Here is a 21,251-nt window from a genome sequence, read left to right on the forward strand (position 1 = left end):
AATGGGCAAAAGCAACGTTGAAGATTTTTACCCCCTCTCGCCCATGCAGCAGGGGATGCTCTTTCACACCATCTACTCTCCCAACTCCGGAGTTTATTTCGAGCAATTAACTTGCACGCTTCGCAAACTGGCGAACCCGCAGGCATTCAAGCAGGCGTGGCAGCAGGTGACGGATCGACATCCCATCTTGCGTACTTCCTTCGTCTGGGAAGGCCTCAAAGAACCCGTTCAAGTCGTGTACCGACAAGTCCAACTGCCTTGGGAGGAGTGCGACTGGCAAGGGCTCGCGGCCGCAGCACAGCAACAGCAGCTAGAAACCTTTCTCAAAAGCGATCGCGATCGGGGTTTCGATATGCGACAACCGCCGTTGATGCGGATGACTCTGATCAAACTGGCAAAAGATACTTATTATTTCATCTGGAGCCACCACCACCTGCTGCTAGATGGCTGGTCTAACCCCACGATCCTCACAGAAGTCTTTGATTTTTACCAAGCCTTCCTTAACGGCGAGCAATTATCCTTGCCGCGCCCGCGCCCCTATCGCGACTACATTGTTTGGATACAGCAGCAGAATTTGTCTGAGGCTGAGTCGTTTTGGCGGCAGCGCCTCGAAGGCTTTACCGCACCCACGCCGCTGCCAATTGAGCGGGATTTTGGGTCCGCAGCGGGAGAAGAAAGCGATCGGGAACAGCAAATCCTGCTGCCTGTAGCGACAACAGCAGCGCTGCGATCGTTAGCTCGGCAGCAGCAATTGACGCTGAACACTCTAGTGCAAGGAGCCTGGGGGCTGCTTCTGAGCCGCTACAGCGGCGAGGAAGACATCATTTTTGGAACGGTTGTCTCCGGTCGTCCACCAGACTTGGCGGGAGTAGAATCGATGGTGGGGCTGTTCGTCAACACCCAGCCCGCGCGCGTCAAGATTCGCCCAAAAGACTCGCTGCTGTCTTGGCTCAAGCAGTTGCAGGACAGACAAATAGAGGCGCGGCAGTACGAATACAGCCCCTTGGTAGAGGTGCAGCGGTGGAGCGAAGTGCCGCGCAGGCTGCCTTTGTTTGACACGCTGGTAGTTTTTGAGAACTATCCCTTAGAGGCTTCTTTGCAGAAGCGGGTTCAAAACCTGGAAATAGAAAGCGTTCTTTCTTTTGAAAAGACGAACTATGCTCTAACGCTGACGGTGGTGCCGGGTGAGGAGTTGGCGCTCAAAATTGGTTACAATAGCAACCGCTTTGAGGACAGTGCGATCGCGCGGATGCTCGGACACCTGCAAACTTTACTAGAGGGAATGACTGCCAATCCTGAGCGGAAACTGTCAGAATTGCCTTTATTGAGCGCCGCCGAACGCCAGCAATTACTTGTCCAGTGGAACGACACCCAAGCGGATTACCCCAAAAATTCCTCAATTCACGAATTATTTGCAGCGCAAACAGAGCGAACCCCAGATGCAGTGGCTGCAATTTGCGAAAATGAACAATTGACTTACCGCGAATTGAATGCCAAAGCCAACCAAATCGCGCATTACCTGCAATCTCTAGGTGTAAAACCCGAAGTTTTGGTGGGAATTTGCTTAGAGCGATCGCTGGAAATGCTGGCGGCCATTTTGGGCATTTTAAAAGTCGGTGCCGCTTACGTTCCTGTCGATCCTGCTTATCCCCAAGAACGCCGATCCTTCATGCTGGCCGACGCAAAAGTTCCGGTGCTTTTGACTCAAAAAAACCTCCTAGAAACCCTCCCCGAACACAGCGCTAAAGTCGTCTGTATCGACGCCGAATGGCAGGAAATTTCCCGCCAGAGCGATCGCAACCCCGCTGTTAAAGTGGAAGCCGATCACCTCGCTTACGTCCTCTACACTTCCGGCTCGACAGGCACTCCCAAAGGCGTACTCGGCACCCACCGAGGCACAGTCAATCGCTGTTTTTGGAACCCCTACCCTTTTATCGAACAAGATATTTGCTGTCAAAAAACCTCCTTAAATTTTGTCGATTCGGTTTGGGAAATCTTTGCTCCTTTGCTGCATGGGTTGCCAACTGTGATTATTCCCGATCGCTCCGTCAAAGATATTAACCAATTCCTTCAAACCTTATCAAAACAAAATGTAACGCGACTGGTGCTGGTTCCTTCTTTGTTGCGCGCTCTCTTAGATTCCTTCTCTGATTTAGACAGGCGTTTGCCTCAATTAAAATATTGGATTTGCAGCGGAGAAACTCTGCCGATGGAACTTTGCCAGCAATTTCGAGAACAGATGCCCCAACGGGTATTAATCAATCTTTATGGCTCTTCGGAAGTAGCTGCGGACGTGACGTGGTACGATGCAACTCACTGTGTCGAGAAAGTTCCAATCGGTCGCCCGATCGCCAACACGCAAATTTATCTGCTCGATCGCAATTTGCAACCCGTTTCCATAGGAATTCCCGGCGAGATTTACGTCGGCGGCGATGGATTGGCACAGGGCTACTTAAACCGCCCAGACTTAACCTCGGAGAAATTCATTTCTAACCCGTTTGGGCAAGAAAAATTAGATTTTCTCGGTAATTCTCCTCAAAAAGTTTTGTTCAAAACAGGCGATCTCGGTTGTTACCTGCCGGATGGTAATATAGAATTTCTGGGTCGTGGCGATTGCCAAGTAAAAATTCGCGGTTTCCGCATCGAACTAGGAGAAATAGAGGCAGCACTTTCTCAACATTCTTCTGTGTCCACCGCTGCTGTTTTGCTTCAAGAAAATGAACCAGGCAGTCAACGCCTAGTCGCTTACCTAGTTCCTAACTCAGGGCTCATAAATCAGCACCCAGAACTTATTTCCGAACTGCGTTCATTCTTGAAGCACAAACTGCCAGATTACATGGTGCCTTCAGCTTTTGTGCTATTAGATGCGCTGCCACTAACGCCCAACGGAAAAATTGACCGCCTCGCCTTATCTCAAAGGTGCGATTATGTTTCTGATGAAACAGCATTCACTGAGCCACAAACGCCCACCGAGAAAGAAATTGCTGAGATTTGGACTGCTCTTTTAGGGCTAGAAAAAGTAGGAACCAACCAAAACTTTTTTGACCTCGGCGGTCACTCTCTGATGGCAACACAGTTAATATCGCGAGTGCGATCGTGCTTTGGGGTAGAGTTAGCGATGTGCGATTTTTTTGCCGCTCCCACCATTGAGAATTTAGCTGAACTAATCGAGGAAGAAATTCTGGCAAACGCCGATTCTAACCAGATAGATGAATTGCTCGACCTCTTAGAAAAGAGTGAGGGAGAGTCAGCACAAACTGTGATGCTGACTGAGTAAATATCGGGTTGGGAAAAAAGCACAAACAGCCCTTTTCTCCTTAAGGCTTCGGTGGGAAGAAGAGACAAAAAAGCCCATTTAACAGGATTGATGCGGGATGAATAAACTAACAGTAAAAGCCAAAGATTCTCAAGATGTAATGCAGCCATTAAAAGCTTCTGTTACCCCACTTGAAGAAAAGTTAATGGAGCTATTCAGTGCTTCAGAAAAGTCCTTTTTGGCAGAAGAAGCAATGGAGGAGCGAATTTCTGCCCTAGTTCAAGACTTTTTGTACGCAAAAACCGCTAGTACAGATATTGACTTAGAGCTAATTATTCAGGAGTTTAGGGAAAACCAAATTCCCGCCCTTCCTACAGATGTTGGCAATTATATCGATGATTTGACCCAAACCCTCGTCGCCCATTCCATTCACACATCTTCCCCCCGATATATCGGTCACATGACGAGCGCACTTCCCTATTTTGTGCGCCCGATCGCGAAGCTGTTAACCGCGATGAATCAAAATTTAGTCAAGATGGAAACTGCCAAAGTTTTAAGCCCCTGCGAGCGCCAGACTTTGGCAATGATGCACCGATTAATTTACGATTTTTCTGAGGATTTTTATAACCAGCACATTCAAAAAAGTGACAGCACGCTCGGTATCATGACAACGGGTGGCACCCTAGCTAATATCACAGCTTTGTGGTGCGCTCGCAACGCTTCTTTAGGGCCAAAAAATAACTTTAGTGGCATTGAAAAAGAAGGCTTGTACGCAGCTTTAGAGTTTTACGGCTACAAGGGAATGGTGATAATCGGCTCCAATTTGATGCACTATTCTTTTGAAAAAGCTGCCGGTTTATTAGGCATTGGCGATCGCAATCTCCTAAAAATCCCTACCGATTCCAATCACCGTATGGATTTGGCAGCGCTGCGCCAAACTGTGGCCGAATGTCGCGATCGCAATCTGCACATTCTGGCAATTATCGGTATTGGAGGCAGCACCGATTCGGGAAGTATCGATCCGCTGCCAGAAATAGCCGCGATCGCCCAAGAAGCAAACGCTCACTTTCACGTCGATGCCGCTTGGGGCGGCCCCGTGCTTTTTTCCGAACGTCACCGGCACAAATTCGCAGGCATTGAACTAGCAGATTCCGTCACCATAGATGGACACAAACAAATGTATTTGCCAATGGGAATCGGTCTGGTTTTATTCCGCAATCCCCAAACCGCCAAAGTTATTGAAAAACACGCACCTTACACGGTGCGAAAAGACTCCATCGATCTAGGCAAGCGCTCTCTCGAAGGCTCTCGACCCGGTGCGAGTTTGTACTTGCAAGCCGCGTTGAATATCATCGGCCATCAAGGCTATGAGTTTTTGATAGATGGAGGCATCGATAAAACGCAGCACTTGGCCAATTTAATTCGGGAAAATCCAGCCTTTGAATTGCTGCTCGAACCAGAAATTAATATTCTTTTATACCGCTACATTCCAGAAACCTTCAGGGAAAAAGCAGCCAAAAAACAACTAGCCGAAGCAGACAACCAATTCATCAATCAATTTAACGAGCGCCTTCAGGAGGCCCAGCGGCGAGCCGGTCACACCTTCGTATCGCGAACAACCCTGCAAAACACCTGTTATGGCAAAACCATTCCCATTGTTGCTTTTCGAGTCGTCCTTGCCAACCCCCTTACCACTGAAGCAGATATCAACGTTGTTTTAAACGACCAGCTCAAAATAGCAGCAAAACTTTCCTTAACTATCACAAACAGCGACCACTGCGAGGAGGTGAATCATCATGTCTACTAATCGTTCAGAACGACTCAAAAACCTCTCGCCCCAGAAGCGAGCGCTCCTCCTCAAAGCATTGGGCAAAGAGGCAGTACAGGCTGAGCAATCTAAGCGCATTCCCAGGCGATCGCAGCAAAATTCTGCTCCCCTTTCTTTTGCCCAGCAACGGCTGTGGTTTCTCGATCGATTGTCTCCCGAAAACCCTGCCTACAACCTTCCTGCTGCTGTGCGTTTGCAAGGACAATTGAATTTGTCGGCACTGCAACAAACACTCAATGAAATTGTCCGGCGTCACGAAGTTTTACGGACTGCTTTTGCAGAAGTGGACGGGGAACCTGTTCAACTGATTTCTCCTTCCTTGGATTTCGCTTTGTCGGTGGTAAACTTGCAACATTTACCAGAAACTGAGCAGCAAGCTGAAATTGAGCAGCGTACTCTGGAAGAAGCCCAACGCCCCTTTAACTTAACGCGAGATCCCTTACTGCGGGCCACTCTGCTGCAACTGGGTTCGGCAGAATATGTGTTGCTGCTGACGATACACCACATTATTTCTGATGGTTGGTCTATGGGGGTATTGGTGCGAGAAGTAGCCGCACTTTATGAAGCTTTTTCCACTGACAAACCCTCCCCGCTGCCTGAACTTTCCGTACAGTATGCCGACTTCGCCAGTTGGCAGCGGCAGCATTTCCAGGGAGAGAAATTAGAAAAACAGCTCGCTTATTGGAAACAGCAATTGGGAGGCGGTTTAGCTGTGCTGTCAACAGATAAGCAGCGCTCTGCCGTGCAAACTTTCCGAGGATCGCAGCAATCTTTTGTGATTTCTGCTTCTTTAACTGAAAGGCTGAAAACGCTCGCCCAGCAACAAGATGTCACCCTATTTATGACGTTGTTGGCAGCATTTCAATCCTTGCTCTCCTGCCAAATAAAGCAGGACAACCTCGCTATTGGCTCTCCAATTGCCAATCGCAACCGCATTGAATTAGAGGAACTGATTGGATTTTTTGTCAATACTTTAGTGCTGCGAATTGACACGGCAGGTAATCCAACTTTCCGCGAACTACTCGGTCGAACACGCGAGGTAGCGTTAGCAGCTTACGCTCACCCCGATGTTCCTTTTGAAAAGCTTGTGGAGGAATTGCAGCCGGAGCGAAATCTCAGCTATAACCCGCTGTTTCAAGTGTGGTTTGTACTCCAGAATGCGCCCATGCCACCCCTGGAGTTAGCAGGTTTGACCTTGAGCATTCTGGAATTCGATGTCGGTATGTCGAGACACGACTTAAGCCTCACTCTCTGGGAGATTTCAGAAGGAATTCAAGGCTTATTTGAGTACAAAACAGACTTATTTGAGGCTGCGACCATTGCCCGAATGGTGAGAGGTTTTCAAATCCTCCTCAACCAGGTAGTCATCCAGCCAGATATCAGGCTCGACGACTTGGCAGAAATTCTTGCCGAAGCAGAAAGGCAGCACCAAATCGAGCAGGAAAAACAAATTCATCTTTCGGGAATTCAAAAATTAAAAATGGCTAAACGCAAAGTTATGAAAAGTTGAAAATGATGGCTCAATCTCTCAGGTTTTTTCGGGAAAAATCGCAAGAATTTCACCAAACCCAAAACTATGACAAATACAGAAACAAAGAATCTCAATTCCCAAAAGTTAGGATCAGTTAGGCGCAAAGCCGTCACCCTGTCCTCAGAGGAATTAGTCAAAACCGCCTACCTCCAGCCCGAAAACCTTCTACCTCTAGTTCTTCAGCCAACAGTAGAAAAATTAAATCTCGCAGGTTGGGCACAGAACAATCGCTCATCAATTGAAACACAGTTATGGAAGCACGGAGGAATACTTTTTCGAGGCTTTGAAGTCGGCGGGGTGAATGGTTTCGAGCAGTTTATTCAAACTATTGCTGGCGACTTGCTGGAATATTCTTTTCGCTCAACTCCGCGCAGTCAGGTGAGCGGAAATATCTACACTTCCACCGAGTATCCTGCCGAGCAATTCATCCCCCTGCACAATGAAATGGCTTATTCTCGAAATTGGCCGCTGAAAATCGCTTTTTTCTGCGTCAAGAAAGCCGAACAGGGAGGAGAAACCCCGATTGCTAACAGTCGCAAAGTGTTTGAAAGCCTGGATTTAAAGATTAGAGAAAAGTTTGCCCAAAAAAAGGTTATGTATGTGCGAAATTACGGCGGTGGCGTAGATTTGCCCTGGCAAAATGTCTTCAATACTGATAGCAAAATAGAGGTAGAAGAGTATTGCAAAAAAGCGGGAATTGAGTTAGAATGGAAAAGTGGCGATCGCTTGAGAACTCGGCAAATATGTCAAGCCGTCGCCCAGCACCCAAAAACTCAGGAAATGGTGTGGTTTAATCAAGCTCACCTCTTCCACATTTCCAATCTCGAACCCGCCGTTCGCAAAGAGCTTTTAACTTCTTTTAAACAGGAAGATTTACCCCGCAATGCTTATTACGGCGATGGCTCGCCCCTTGAAGATTTTATATTAGACGAAATTCGTCGCTGCTACCAGCAAGAAACGATTGTTTTCCCTTGGGAAGAAGGAGATGTCTTGCTGTTAGATAATATGCTAGCCGCGCACGGACGCACGCCATTTTCAGGTTCGCGTCGGGTTGTTGTCGGTATGGCAGAAGCGTTTAGCTGTCAAGATATTTAGGCTTATTAAAGGAACTTTAGAAATGCAAAACGAAACAATCGAAGGGTTTAGAATCTCTCCACAGCAACGGCATTTGTGGGGGTTACAGCAAAATAAAACCCAACAGACTTATCGCGTTCGAGGTGCAATTTTAATTACCGGAAATCTCGACAAAGAGATGCTTAAAAGTGCGCTGCAAAATGTCGTGAATCGGCACGAAATCCTGCGGACTAGCTTTCACTGCTTTTCTGGGATGACACTACCCCTGCAAGCGATCGCCAGCACTGGTGAAGTTCCTATCTCGGAACACAATCTGAGCGGTTTGTCTCCCGAAGAACAAGAAGCTAAAATCGCAGCGCTTTTTCAGCAACTAAACCTGCTTCCTTTTGATTTTGAGCGCGGCCCACTTTGGCACATCTCTTTAGCCACTCTGGCCCAAGACAAGCACCTATTGCTGGCGAACTTCTCTGCCTTAATTGCAGATAGTGCCACCCTGAAAAATTTTACCCGCGAACTCAGTCTTTCCTACTCAGCCTGCGCGTGCGGGGAAGAGTTCTCTGATGAGTCAATGCAATATGCCGATATTGCTGAGTGGCAAAATGAGTTACTCGAATCAGAAGAAACGGCAATCGGCCAAGAATACTGGCGAAAGCTGAACATTGAATCTTGGGATTTATTAACGCTTCCTTGGGAAAAGAAGAATTCCGAAACGGAATTTAAGCCGCTAGTAGAAAGGGTGGAAATTCGGGGTGATTTGTTGAACAGCTTGGAAGCGATCGCCCAAAAACACCAAAGCGATATTTCTGCCTTCCTGCTGACTTGCTGGCAAATTCTGATTGGGCGGCTTACCAGAGAGCAAAACCCGATAATCGGCGTAGCGATTGACGGCAGAAAATATGAAGAATTAGAACACTCTCTGGGGCTGCTGGGCAAATACTTACCCCTACAGTGGCAAGTGCAAGACGAGTTAAATTTCTCACAAGCGAGGCAGCAAGTTGAGCTTAATCTCAACGAGATGTACAACTGGCAAGAATATTTTAACTGGGAACAAATCCTAGGAAACGAAAAAAGCAGCAGCTTTTGGCCCGTTTGCTTTGAGTTCCAAGGAGAGCCTAAGAACTATGGTAATTCAGACGTTTCATTTTCCATTGTTCGGCAAGATGCCTGCTTAGAGCCATTCAAACTCAAGCTCTCCTGCCTCCGCCTGTGCAATTCCCTAAGCGCTGAATTTCACTACGATTCCGCTTTATTTGCTGCGGCAGATATAAAGCGTTTGTCAGAACACTTTCAGGCGCTTTTAGAAAGCGTAGTCAAAAATCCAGAAGTCGCTATCAGTCAGGTAGACATACTGAGCGCTCGCGATCGGCTGCAACTTCTCATTGACTTTAACCAAACTCAAAAAGATTATCCGAAAAATAAATGCGTTCATCAGCTTTTTGAAGAACAAGCAGAACGCCACCCAGACAGCATTGCCGTCGTCTTTGAAAGTGAACAAATCACCTACCGAGAACTAAACGATCGCGCCAATCAACTCGCCCATCACCTGCAAAACTTGGGAGTTGAACCAGAGGTCGTTGTTGGCATTTGCCTCGATCGCTCTTTAGAAACAATCGTAGGAATGCTGGGCGTACTCAAAGCCGGTGGCGCCTATTTACCGATCGATCCAACGACCCCAATAGAGCGCAAAGCGCTAATGCTAGAAGACGCTCGGGTAAAGGTTTTGATCGTACAACCGCGGCTCATCGAAAGCTTGCCGAAAACTCAGGCAAATATTGTTTGCATCGATACAGACATTCCCACTACTTCTGCCTCTTACACGCCTCGCGCCTCTTCTGACAATTTAGCTTACGTCATCTATACTTCCGGTTCCACTGGCACGCCCAAGGGAGTAGCGATCGAACATCGGCAACTGCTCAATTACCTGCACAGCATTCAGGAAAAATTAAACCTACCCGCGGATGCCAGTTTTGCTACCGTTTCCACCTTCGCCGCCGACTTAGGAAACACAGTGATTTTCCCCGCCCTTTGTTTCGGCGGTTGCCTGCATATTATCTCCCAAGAACGCGCCACCGATCCAGAGGCACTGGGTGAATATTTCTGCTGCAATCCCATCGACTGCCTCAAAATAGTTCCCTCTCACCTAGCCGCCCTTTTAAATTCCTCTCAACCCAAGTCAATTTTGCCTGGTAAACGGCTTATTTTAGGAGGTGAATCTGCCAACTGGAGCTTAATTAAAACACTTCGCAATCTTGCTCCCAGTTGCTCAGTATTCAATCATTACGGGCCAACAGAAACAACTGTAGGTGTCCTGACTTATCAAGTGGAATTTGATAAAATTGGGTGCGATTTTGACACAGTTCCACTCGGTCATCCGATTGCCAACACTCAGATTTATATCTTGGATTCTTACTTGCAACCAGTGCCGATAGGCGTACCTGGTGAACTGTACATCGGCGGTGATAATTTGGGACGCGGATATCTTAACCGCCCTGAATTAACCGCAGAAAAATTTATTCCCAATCCATTTGACACGCAAGCAAAGACGCGACTGTACAAAACCGGCGACTTGGCTCGCTATTTGCCAGACGGAAACATCGAATTTATCGGGCGAATTGACGGCCAAGTAAAAATTCGCGGTTTCCGCATTGAATTGGGAGAAATTGAGGCGGTGCTGGGGCAACATCCAGATATCGTGCAGGCTGTAGTTGTGGCGCGGGAAGACGAGATGGCCCAAAAGCGCCTGGTGGCTTATTTGGTTTCCGAGCAGAAACAAGCACCTACCCACAAGGAAATTCGCAATTTTTTAACGTCAAAATTGCCGGAGTACATGGTGCCTTCTGCTTTTGCGATCCTCAAAAGTTTTCCTTTAACTTCTAACGGAAAAGTAGACCGACGAGCCCTGCCCGCACCTGACGAAATGCGACCGGAGTTGACAGAAAACTTTGTCGCGCCTCGCACAAATATCGAGGAAGTTTTAGCCGCTATCTGGGCTGAAGTTCTCAAACTTGAAAAAGTCGGCATTTACGACAACTTTTTTGAATTAGGAGGGCATTCCCTATTAGCAACTCAAGTAATTTCCCGAGTGCGCCAAGCATTTCAGGTCGAGTTGCCTTTGCACCGTTTATTTGAGTCGGCCACAGTCGCCGATTTTGCTGTAGCGATCGCGCAAAAGCAAGTCGAACAAACAGACAATGAAATGCTCGCTCAGGTGTTAGCAGACCTCGAGCAACTGTCAGAAGCACAAATTCAGGAAATTCTCGCCCAGCAAGGAGTCAGCAAATGAGTGATTTAATCGAACGCATCGCGGCTCTTTCTCCTGAAAAGCGCGAGTTGCTGTTGCAGCGACTAAACCAGAAAAAAGAAAGCGTTTCGCTAGAAAAAATTCTGCCTCAAAGTCGAGAGTCTAACACTTTTCCTCTATCGTTTGCTCAACAGCGGTTGTGGTTTTTTGAGCAACTAACTCCAGGCAACTTTACCTATCACATCCTCGCCGGCGTGCGTTTGACGGGAACACTCGACGCGAGAGCCCTCGATCGCAGTCTCAACGAACTTGTCAAGCGTCATGAAGTTTTGCGAACGGCTTTTAAGACAATAAACGAGCAACCCGTTCAGGCGATCGCTTCCAATCTGGAATTGAAAATTTTAGAAATAGATTTGCGATCGCTTCCTGAAACTGAGCGCGATCGCGAAGTTGAACGGTTAATCGCCGCAGAAGCAAAGCTTCCTTTCGATTTGTCACAAGCACCCTTATTGCGTGCCAAATTGCTGCACTTGAGCGATTCAAACTGGGTGCTGCTATTGAGTACGCACCACATCATTTCCGATGCCTGGTCAATGGGAATATTCATCCAGGAACTCGCCACGTTTTATCAAGCCTTTTCCACTGGCCAACCCTCTCCCCTTCCCGAACTGTCAGTACAGTACGCAGACTTTGCAAGTTGGCAGCGCCAGTGGTTGCAGGGAGAAGTTTTAGAGACGCAGCTTGCTTACTGGAAAAAACAGCTTGGAGGCAATCTCCCCGTACTCAATTTGCCAACCGATCGCCCCCGCTCGGCAGTACAAACCTTCCGAGGTGCGGTGCATAAATTCACCATTCCCAAGGCAATCGCAGAGGAAATTACCCTATTAAGCCAGCGGGAAAAAGCTACTTTATTTATGACCCTGCTGGCAGCGTTTAAAACCTTGCTCTATCGCTACACCGGGCAAGAAGATCTTTTAGTTGGCTCCCCCATTGCTAACCGCAACAGACGCGAAATCGAGGAAGTAATTGGCTTATTTGCTAACACCTTAGTTTTCCGCACCAATCTGTCGAGCAACCCGACTTTTAAAGAGTTACTGGGTCGGGTGCGAGAAGTAGCTCTCGGCGCGTATAACCACCAGGATTTGCCCTTCGAGAAACTGGTAGAAATCATTCACCACGAACGAGATTTAAGTCATAATCCGCTATTTCAGGTATTGTTTTCTCTGCGAAATGTTCGGACGCCGCAGATAAAATTGCCAGGAGTGACGTTGAGCAATTTAGAAATAGAACGGAAAACGGCGAGATTTGATTTAGCGCTTGACCTGGAGGAAGGATTAGAGGGTATTAATGCAACGCTTGAGTATAGCCAAGATTTGTTTGACGCTAGCACTGCACGGCGGATAGCCGGACATTTTCTAACCTTACTAGAAAGTATAGCTGCTAATCCCGAACAGCGCCTTTCAAGTTTGCCAATTTTGACGAAACCTGAACAGCAGCAACTGCTGTTTGAGTGGAACAATACTCAATCGGAAATTCCTAAAAATCAGTGCGTACACGAATTATTTGAAGCGCAGGCAGAGCGGACACCGGATGCGATCGCTGTCGTCTTTGAAAATGAATATCTGACTTACCGAGAACTGAACAAAAAAGCAAATAATCTCGCAAGTAACTTGCAAAAAATTGGTGTCAACCCAGAAGTTTTGGTGGGAATTTATGTCGAGCGCTCCCTAGAAATGATGGTAGGGCTTCTCGGCATTCTCAAAGCCGGTGGCGCTTATGTTCCCCTCGATCCTGCGTATCCACCAGAGCGCCTTGCATTCATGCTGGAAGACGCGAAAATTTCAGTGTTACTCACTCAGAAAAAGCTATTAGAAACCCTGCCAAAAAATAGCGCCTCCCTCGTGTTTCTGGATGCAGATTGGGAAAGCATATCGAGCTGCGACGAGCCAGTCGTGGGTTTACAAAATTCGTCCAATTTAGCCTATGTCATCTATACTTCAGGCTCAACAGGTACACCCAAAGGGGTGCAAATTTCCCACGCCTCTGTCGTTAACTTCTTGAGTTCTATGCGCCAACAACTTGCGATCGCAGAGCGAGATGTTTGGCTAGCAGTAACATCCTTATCTTTTGACATTGCAGCGCTGGAACTGTTCCTGCCTATTACAACAGGTTCTCGCGTTGTTGTAGCCAGCCGAGAAGTGGCATCTAACGGGGAAAAGCTTTTAGAAACATTAACAAATTCTGGCGCGACAGTCATGCAAGCTACTCCAGCCAGTTGGAAAATGCTTTTAGCAGCAGGATGGCAGGGAAACCATCAATTAAAAATACTGTGCGGGGGAGAAGCTTTACCGCGACAACTAGCAAATCAGTTGCTTTTGCGCGGCGCTGCTGTGTGGAATTTATACGGCCCTACAGAAACCACTATCTGGTCTACTCTCTATCAGGTTGATTGCAAAGATGAATCAGTTTCCATCGGTCGCCCGATTGCTAACACTCAAATTTTCATATTAGACCGCTATTTAATGCCGGTTCCCGTTGGCGTATTTGGCGAACTGCACATCGGCGGCGCCGGCTTATCTAGAGGCTACCTAAACCGGCCGGAACTGACAGCAGAGAAGTTTATTCCTAACCCCTTTGCAGAGGACGGAATTCATGCTTCATTCATCCTTCATCCTTCATCGTTTATTCTTTCGGAACGCCTCTATAAAACCGGGGACTTGGCTCGCTATCTCCCAGATGGAAACATTGAATTTATGGGGCGCAGCGACCACCAGGTGAAAGTTCGCGGATTTCGCATCGAATTAGGCGAAATTGAAGCGGTACTCAGCCAATACCCAGCCGTGCGAGAAGCGATCGCACTGGTTCGAGAGGACAATCCGGGCGACAAGCGTTTAGTAGCTTATATCGTTGCTAACTCAGAACTCCGGGGCGGAGACGGGGACACTACTCCTACGCATTCAGAATTTATTAATCACTTGCGCGTCTTTCTCAAACAAAAACTGCCGCAGTACATGATGCCGTCAGCGTTTGTGCTGCTGGAAGCAATGCCTTTAACGCCTAACGGAAAAATCGATCGGCGATCGCTACCTGCACCTGACACAAAGACAGCAGAATTCGAGAGCAATTTTACCGAGCCTCGAACTCCCGACGAGCAATTAATAGCAGAAATTTGGGCGGAAGTTCTCGGTTTAGAGCGAGTTGGAATTCACGATAACTTCTTTGAATTGGGAGGTCATTCATTGCTGGCTACTCAGGCGATTTCTCGCCTGCGAGAAGCTTTTCAAGTTGAAGTACCCTTGCGCTCTCTTTTTGAATCGCCTACCGTCGCAACGGTGACCGAAAGCCTCTTGCAATATCGCGGCGAGCAAAAACTGAAAGCACCCCCTATCAAGCGGGCTTCAAGGCAGGGAGAATTGCCCCTTTCTTTTGCACAACAACGACTGTGGTTTCTCGACCAATTGCAGCCGGGGAATCCTGCCTATAATATCCCAGCAGCCGTGCGCTTGAAGGGAGCGCTCAATGTAGCGGTTCTAGAGCAAACTTTTCAGGAGATTATCAAGCGGCACGAAGCATTGCGGACAACTTTTAAATCGGTGGAAGGACGACCCGCTCAGGTTCTTATTTCATCTTTTAATTTCACATTGCCGATCGTAAACTTAAGAGAGTTATCGCAAGCTGAACGAGAAGCCGAGGCAATGCGACTCGCCGCTGAAGAAGCGCGACAGCCTTTTGACCTCACAAAATGGCCGTTACTGCGCGTCACTTTGTTACATCTTGACGAGACAGAATACTTGCTGTTACTGACAGTACACCACATCGTAGCTGATGGCTGGTCGATGGGGGTACTCGTGCGGGAAGTGGCGGCGCTTTATGAAGCTTTCGGCAGTGGCAAACCTTCTCCCCTACCCGAACTTTCTGTACAGTACGCAGACTATGCTGTTTGGCAAACAAATTGGCTGCAAGGCGAAGTTCTGGAAGCAAAACTCGCTGACTGGAAGCAGCAGTTGGGTCAAATTTTGCCCCCGCTGCAATTGCCAGCAAAACAACCGCGTTCTGCTGTTTCTAGCAATCAAGCTGAGATTCAAGAATTCCAGCTTGATTGGCAAGTTTCAGAAGCGCTAAACGCACTCAGTCGGCAACAAAATGTCACCTTGTTTATGACATTGTTGGCAGCACTTCAAACGCTGCTTTATCGCTACACAAATCAAGAAGATATTGTCGTCGGTACTGATTTGGCAAACCGCACACAAGTTGAGACTGAAGCTTTAATTGGTTTCTTTGTCAATATCCTCGTCTTGCGAACCGATATGCGCGGCAATCCTACATTCCGCCAACTGCTCGATCGCGTCCGCGAGGTGACATTAAAAGCTTACACTCACCAAGATTTGCCCTTCGACAAACTGGTAGAAGAACTGCGTCCCGATCGCACCCTGAGTCAAACACCGCTATTTCAAGTTTTATTCGTCATGCAAAATGCGCCTATGCCGGCTTTAGAAATGGCGGGTTTAACTTTAATCCCGGTTGCCATTGATAGCGGTACGGCTAAATTTGATTTGGCGCTATTTGTGTCGGAAACAGAGAGAGGAATTGTCGGCAGTTGGAAGTATAATTCCGACCTATTTGACAGAGAGACGATCGCTCAAATGTCAAATCGCTTTGAAACCCTCCTAGGCAGCATTGCGGCGCAGCCTGACAGTCGTTTGAACACTTTAGAAATTCTCACAGAAGCCCAGAAGCAGAAACAAGCCATGCAAGAATTAAAGCGTGAAAAAAGCAATTTTAGTAAGTTCAAAAGCGTCAAGCCGAAAGTAGTGGCTTTGCCGCAGGGCGAATTAATAAAAACCGAGTACCTGCACCCCGACGAACTCTTTCCTTTAGTGGCAAAACCCGCAGTAGCCGATGTCGATCTCGCAGACTGGGCGAAAAATAACCGCGAATTTATAGAAGCAAAATTGCTACAGCATGGAGGGATTCTTTTTCGAGGGTTCATCGACCCTGCGGTTTCCGCATTCGAGCAGTTTGCACTCTCAATTTGTTCGGAATTATTTGGGGAGTACGGGGATTTGCCACGCGAAGGAGTTAGCGGAAAAGTTTACGGTTCAACTCCTTACCCAGCAGATAAAGCTATCTTATTTCACAGCGAGAGTTCGCACCTGCACCGCTGGCCGATGAAAATCTGGTTTTTCTGCGTTCAGCCAGCGCAACAAGGCGGAGAAACGCCGATTGTTGACTGCCGTAAAATTTACCAGTTGCTAGACCCGAAACTCAGAGAAAAATTTGCCCAAAAGCAAATTATGTACGTCCGTAACTACACAGACGGACTAGATGTAAGCTGGAAAGATTTTTTCCAAACGGAAGACAAATCCGTGGTTGAGGAATACTGCCGCCAAGCTGGGATGGAATTTGAGTGGACAGCAGGAAATAATTTGAGAACTCGCAAAATTCGTCCCGCAATTGCCAAGCACCCAAAAACCCAAGAGATGGTATTTTTTAACCAACTTCCCTTGCACCACATTTCCTGCTTAGATGCGGCAACCCGCGCTTCCTTGCTCTCTGTTTTTGGAGAAGAGAACCTCCCCCGCAATGTCTATTACGGTGACGGCACTTCTATTGAAGACTCGGTAATGGAAGAAATTCAGGCAGTGTACGCGCAAGCTGCTGTTAGTTTTCCCTGGCAAGCAGGAGACATCTTAATGCTAGATAATATGCTTGCCGCTCACAGTCGCAATCCATTTATCGGTTCGCGAAAAATTGTTGTAGCGATGGGCGAAATGATTCCTGAATCAGTAATTTAATTCCCTCTCATCTCTTCCAGGCAAAGGTAACGATAATAAAGTAGTGCTTTGATACATACGAACAATGCAAACAATTAATGGATTTCGGATTTCACCGCAGCAAAAATATCTGTGGCTGTTGCAGCAAGACAGCCCTGCTTATCGCGTTCAATCCGCTATTTCGATCGAGGGAATTCTTCAAACTGATAACCTAAAGAAAGCTTTAGAAAAAGTTAGCGAGCGTCACGAAATTATCCGGACAAGCTTTCAGCGAAAGGCCGGGCTAAAAATTCCTATACAAGTTATCTCCGAACATAGCTCTGTTTCGTGGAACTGGGTTAACTTAAGTGAAGCGACTCCCCAGGATCAAGAAGCCAAACTTGAAGAGATTTTTCAGCAAGAAAAGAGCGCTTTATTCAACTTCGAGCGCAATCCTGTTTGGCACTTGTCTTTAATTACACTTTCATCGGAGAGGCATATTTTACTGGTTAGTTTGCCCGCACTGTGCGCCGATAGTCGCACACTAAAAAATCTGGTTCAAGAAATCAGCCAGTGCTATGCCGCCTGCCTTCACGGCGAAGAAATTACCGATGAAGTTGTGCAATACATTCAATTTTCAGAATGGCAAAATGAATTGCTCGAAGATGAGGAAGCCGCGGAGGGCAAAGAATACTGGACTGGGCATAATTATTCAGCGCTAGCGAGTTTAAGGTTGCCGTTGGAAAATAGATTAATTAACGCGCCAGCTCAATTTATTCCCCAAGCTTTTGAGGTCAAATTAGAGTTAGCGTTGCTGGTTCAAGTGGAAGCGATCGCCCGCCAGTACAACACCTCACTTTCTACATTCTTGCTCGCTTGCTGGAAAATTTTGCTCTGGCGGCTGATTGGCCAATCAGAGATCGCTGTTGGCGTGGCATTCGACGGTCGAAAATACGAAGAACTAGAGCCAGCGCTTGGGCTGTTTGCCAAATTTTTACCGCTGCAGGGCCAACTAACAGAAAACTTTTCCTTCGCGGAAACCTTGCAGCAAATTCAGCAGGAAGAACGCGAAGCATACAAGTATCAAGAATATTTCTCCCCCGAAGATATAGGCAACTCTTCGGGCTTTCCATTTGGTTTCGAGTTTGAGGAACACCTCGAAAAGCATTCGGCTAGTGGCGTAGATTTTTCGATTTACAAGCAGTATGCGTGCTGCGATCGCTTCAAAGTTAAACTCTCTTGCCACCGCCAAAATGACTCGCTCGCCGCTGAGTTTCACTACGATCCTATCTTCCTTGCAGACAACAGTATCCGGTGCTTGGCAGAGCAATTTTACGCCGTGGTGCAAAGTTTAGCCAGCAACCCACAAACCGCAATCGGCAAGCTCGAAATGCTGAGCGATCGCGCCCGAGATCAATTATTAGTAGAATTCAACAGCACCAAAGCAGATTACCCGCTCGATAAGTGCGTGCACCAGCTATTTGAAGAACAAGCAGAGCGATCGCCCAACCGTATAGCTGCTGTTTGTGAAAATCAGCAAATTACCTACAGCGAACTCAACGCCCGCGCTAACCAAATCGCCCATTACTTGCAGCAATTAGGTGTCAAGCCAGAGGTGATTGTCGGCATTTGCGTCGATCGCTCTTTAGAGGCGATCGCCGGAATGCTGGGCATTCTCAAAGCAGGCGGCGCGTACTTGCCACTCGATCCGGCCATGCCAAAAGAGCGCCTCGCCTTAATGCTGCAGGATGCCGAAGTGGCAGTGCTATTAACTCAACAACAGCTAATCGAAAAATTGCCAAAAACTCAGGCAAAAATCGTTTGCTTAGACGCAGAAATTCCCTCTGTCTCCCCCTCTCCCTCTCCCCCTCTCTCTGGTGAAAATTTAGCTTATGTCATTTACACTTCCGGTTCCACGGGCACGCCAAAGGGAGTGGCAATTGAACACCGATCGCTCGTCAATTACCTCTACAGCATTCAGGAACGGCTAAACCTGCCATCAGGTGCCAGTTTCGCAACCGTTTCTACCTTAGCAGCAGACTTAGGAAATACAGTAATTTTTCCAGCTTTATGTACCGGAGGAAGCCTTCACATCATTTCCCAGGAACGCACCACCGATCCAGAGGCGATCGCTGCTTATTTTCAGCAGCATTCCATTGACTGTCTCAAAATCGTTCCCTCCCATCTAAAAGCTTTATTAACTGCTTCTAATCCGGCGCAGGTTTTGCCGAAAAAGCGATTAATCCTTGGTGGCGAGGCCTTAAGTTGGAATTTGCTCGAAACTATTCAGAAATACGCCCCAGACTGTTCAGTCTTCAACCATTACGGGCCAACAGAAGCAACCGTAGGCGTGCTGGCTTATCCCATTGAAAAGCGAGAAAATTGCATTTCGGAGACAGTTCCTCTCGGTCGCCCTATCAATAACGCGCAGATTTATTTACTTGATTCGCACTTGCAGCCAGTTGCCATTGGCGTGTCCGGCGAGTTATACATCGGCGGTGCTTCTTTAGCTCGCGGCTATCTAAACCAACCCCAATTAACAGCAGAAAGATTCATCATCAACCCCTTCGACGCCGAACCTGGAGCGCGTCTGTATAAAACAGGAGATTTGGCTCGGTATTTGCCGGACGGAAATATTGAGTTTTTAGGGCGGATCGACAGCCAAGTTAAACTGCGAGGGTTCCGCATTGAATTGGGGGAAATAGAAGCAGCGCTATCTCAACATTCCGCTGTGCGCGAAGCAGTAGTTTTGCTACTGGAAAATGAACCGGGGAATCAGCGCTTAGTGGCCTATGTTGTACCCGCGAGGGAATCAGCGATCGCTATTAACGAGCTGCGGTCATTTTTAAAAGAAAAACTGCCCGACTACATGGTTCCTTCTGCTTTTGTCGTACTGAAAGCATTGCCCCTCACGGCTAATGGAAAAATAGACCGGCGGGCGCTGCCAGCGCCGGAGGCGGCGAGAGCCGATTTAGCAGATACTTTTGTTGCTCCTAGCACTCCCATTGAGAAAATGCTTGCTGAGATTTGGGCGGAGCTGCTAGGGCTGGAAAAAGTGGGAATTTATGACAATTTCTTTGATTTGGGGGGACATTCATTACTGATTACTCAGTTGCTAGCAAAGGTAAGAGATTCTTTCCAAAAGGAATTGCCCTTGCGCCGTTTCTTTGAAGCGCCTACCATCGCTGCTTTAGCAAAGAATATTGAGGTGAAGCATGGGGCGGATTCTGCGGGCGCTCGCACTGCAAGTTTCGATATTAACGCTGAAGTTGTTTTAGATCCGGCAATCCGCCCTGCAACTCCATTGAGCGAGCCAAAAACTGAGCCAGCTTGCATTCTCTTAACAGGGGCGACGGGCTTTTTGGGAGCCTTTTTACTCCGCGACCTCTTGCAACAAACTCAAGCAGAAATTTATTGCCTAGTCCGTTCAGCCGATGCAGAATCAGCCAAAAAACGGATTCAAAGCAGCCTCGAATCCTATTTAATTTGGGATGAAAGCAGCAGCGATCGCATTATCCCAATTGCTGGAGATTTGTCTCAACCACTTTTGGGGCTTTCCGAGGAGCAGTTCGGAGTTTTAGCCAGTAAAATTGATGTCATTTACCACAATGGCGCGTTTGTCAAGTTTACTTATCCCTACTCGGTTCTCAAACCCGCTAACGTTTTGGGGACGCAGGAAGTTCTGAGATTGGCGAGTCAAAGTAAGCTAAAACCAGTCCATTTAATTTCTACGATTTCCGTTTTCTCGGCAATGGGAGAATCTGGGATTAAGCTCGTGCGAGAGGAGGATGAACTCACTCCGGGAGAGGATCTAAAAGGCGCTTACACTCAGACTAAATGGGTGGCAGAAAAGTTAGTAGAGGTCGCGCGCGCTCGCGGAATTCCTGTTAGCATTTACAGGCCAGGCCGCATTTCTGGGGACAGCCAAACAGGGGCCTGCAATCCCAGCGACTTGCTGTACAGGTTAATCGCTGGTTGCGTGCAACTTGGATGTGCGCCCGATGACGATAAGCTGATGAATGTAGCGCCTGTTGACTATGTGAGCCGAGCGATAGTTCATCTTTCGAGCCAAAAAGAATTGCTCGGAAAGACTTTTCATTTAGTCAACACTCAGTCCTTTCAAATGAGTGAATTGCTTGGCTGGATTTGCTCAATGGGTTATCCAATCAAACGAGTTTCTTCTGAGACTTGGCAAGCAGAAGTAATCAATCGCGCGGGCTCTTCTCCAGAAAATGCGTTGTATCCGCTTGTCGGTCTTTTTTCCGAAAAAGTTTCGGAAGCAGAAATGCCTAAATCTGCGACGCTGAAATTCGATTGCCAGAATGCGTTGAAGGGACTTTCTGGAACAAATATTATCTGCCCGCAAGCGGATGCGAGTTTGTTTCGGACTTATTTTTCCTATCTCGTCGATCGCCAGTTAATAGAGGCTCCCAAACATCTGGTCTAAAAATGTAGAGGCGCGAGCGATCGCGTTTCTACCTTGCTCACTTTGAGGAGAATTGTAAATCAAGCATCACTTAGACTTGCGGAATTCCTGATTAGTTTATTCAAGAGAAGGCAAAAGATTT

At 47.5% G+C, this 21,251-nt stretch carries 7 protein-coding genes; all 7 read left to right on the top strand.

From position 1 onward, the window contains the following. Window position 1: 1 nt before the first annotated feature. The 7 genes from QUA62_RS06615 (at window position 2) to QUA62_RS06645 (ending at window position 21,130) form a co-directional block, all read left to right on the top strand. Window positions 2-3,277 carry an amino acid adenylation domain-containing protein gene (locus QUA62_RS06615; protein WP_333403153.1) on the top strand — a complete coding sequence of 1,092 codons (3,276 nt, stop codon included), beginning with the start codon at window positions 2-4 and terminating at the stop codon, window positions 3,275-3,277. Window positions 3,278-3,374: 97 nt separating this feature from the next. Further along, on the top strand, window positions 3,375-5,063 hold the full coding sequence (gene panP / locus QUA62_RS06620) for a pyridoxal-dependent aspartate 1-decarboxylase PanP (RefSeq protein ID WP_333403155.1): 1,689 nt from the start codon (window positions 3,375-3,377) through the stop codon (window positions 5,061-5,063). Then, window positions 5,053-6,594 carry a condensation domain-containing protein gene (locus tag QUA62_RS06625; protein ID WP_333403157.1) on the top strand — a complete coding sequence of 514 codons (1,542 nt, stop codon included), beginning with the start codon at window positions 5,053-5,055 and terminating at the stop codon, window positions 6,592-6,594. Before panP ends, QUA62_RS06625 begins: the two co-directional genes overlap by 11 nt. A gap of 66 nt (window positions 6,595-6,660) precedes the next feature. Beyond that, window positions 6,661-7,710, top strand: a complete 1,050-nt coding sequence (locus tag QUA62_RS06630) for a TauD/TfdA family dioxygenase (protein ID WP_333403159.1) — start codon at window positions 6,661-6,663, stop codon at window positions 7,708-7,710. A gap of 22 nt (window positions 7,711-7,732) precedes the next feature. Beyond that, window positions 7,733-10,972 carry an amino acid adenylation domain-containing protein gene (locus QUA62_RS06635; RefSeq protein WP_333403161.1) on the top strand — a complete coding sequence of 1,080 codons (3,240 nt, stop codon included), beginning with the start codon at window positions 7,733-7,735 and terminating at the stop codon, window positions 10,970-10,972. Beyond that, window positions 10,969-16,725, top strand: a complete 5,757-nt coding sequence (locus tag QUA62_RS06640) for an amino acid adenylation domain-containing protein (RefSeq protein ID WP_333403163.1) — start codon at window positions 10,969-10,971, stop codon at window positions 16,723-16,725. Before QUA62_RS06635 ends, QUA62_RS06640 begins: the two co-directional genes overlap by 4 nt. Before the next feature lie 64 nt (window positions 16,726-16,789). Then, window positions 16,790-21,130 carry an amino acid adenylation domain-containing protein gene (locus tag QUA62_RS06645; protein ID WP_333403165.1) on the top strand — a complete coding sequence of 1,447 codons (4,341 nt, stop codon included), beginning with the start codon at window positions 16,790-16,792 and terminating at the stop codon, window positions 21,128-21,130. Window positions 21,131-21,251 lie beyond the last annotated feature (121 nt).

Source organism: Microcoleus sp. MON1_C1 (genome assembly GCF_036701945.1).
Taxonomy (GTDB): Bacteria; Cyanobacteriota; Cyanobacteriia; order Cyanobacteriales; family Microcoleaceae; genus Microcoleus.

Bases quoted from the DNA above. Each gene is read 5' to 3' on its own strand.
- QUA62_RS06615 (WP_333403153.1), top strand. From the start codon at position 2: ATGGGCAAAAGCAACGTTGAAGATTTTTACCCCCTCTCGCCCATGCAG.
- QUA62_RS06645 (WP_333403165.1), top strand. From the start codon at position 16,790: ATGCAAACAATTAATGGATTTCGGATTTCACCGCAGCAAAAATATCTG.
- panP (WP_333403155.1), top strand. From the start codon at position 3,375: ATGAATAAACTAACAGTAAAAGCCAAAGATTCTCAAGATGTAATGCAG.
- QUA62_RS06640 (WP_333403163.1), top strand. From the start codon at position 10,969: ATGAGTGATTTAATCGAACGCATCGCGGCTCTTTCTCCTGAAAAGCGC.
- QUA62_RS06630 (WP_333403159.1), top strand. From the start codon at position 6,661: ATGACAAATACAGAAACAAAGAATCTCAATTCCCAAAAGTTAGGATCA.
- QUA62_RS06625 (WP_333403157.1), top strand. From the start codon at position 5,053: ATGTCTACTAATCGTTCAGAACGACTCAAAAACCTCTCGCCCCAGAAG.
- QUA62_RS06635 (WP_333403161.1), top strand. From the start codon at position 7,733: ATGCAAAACGAAACAATCGAAGGGTTTAGAATCTCTCCACAGCAACGG.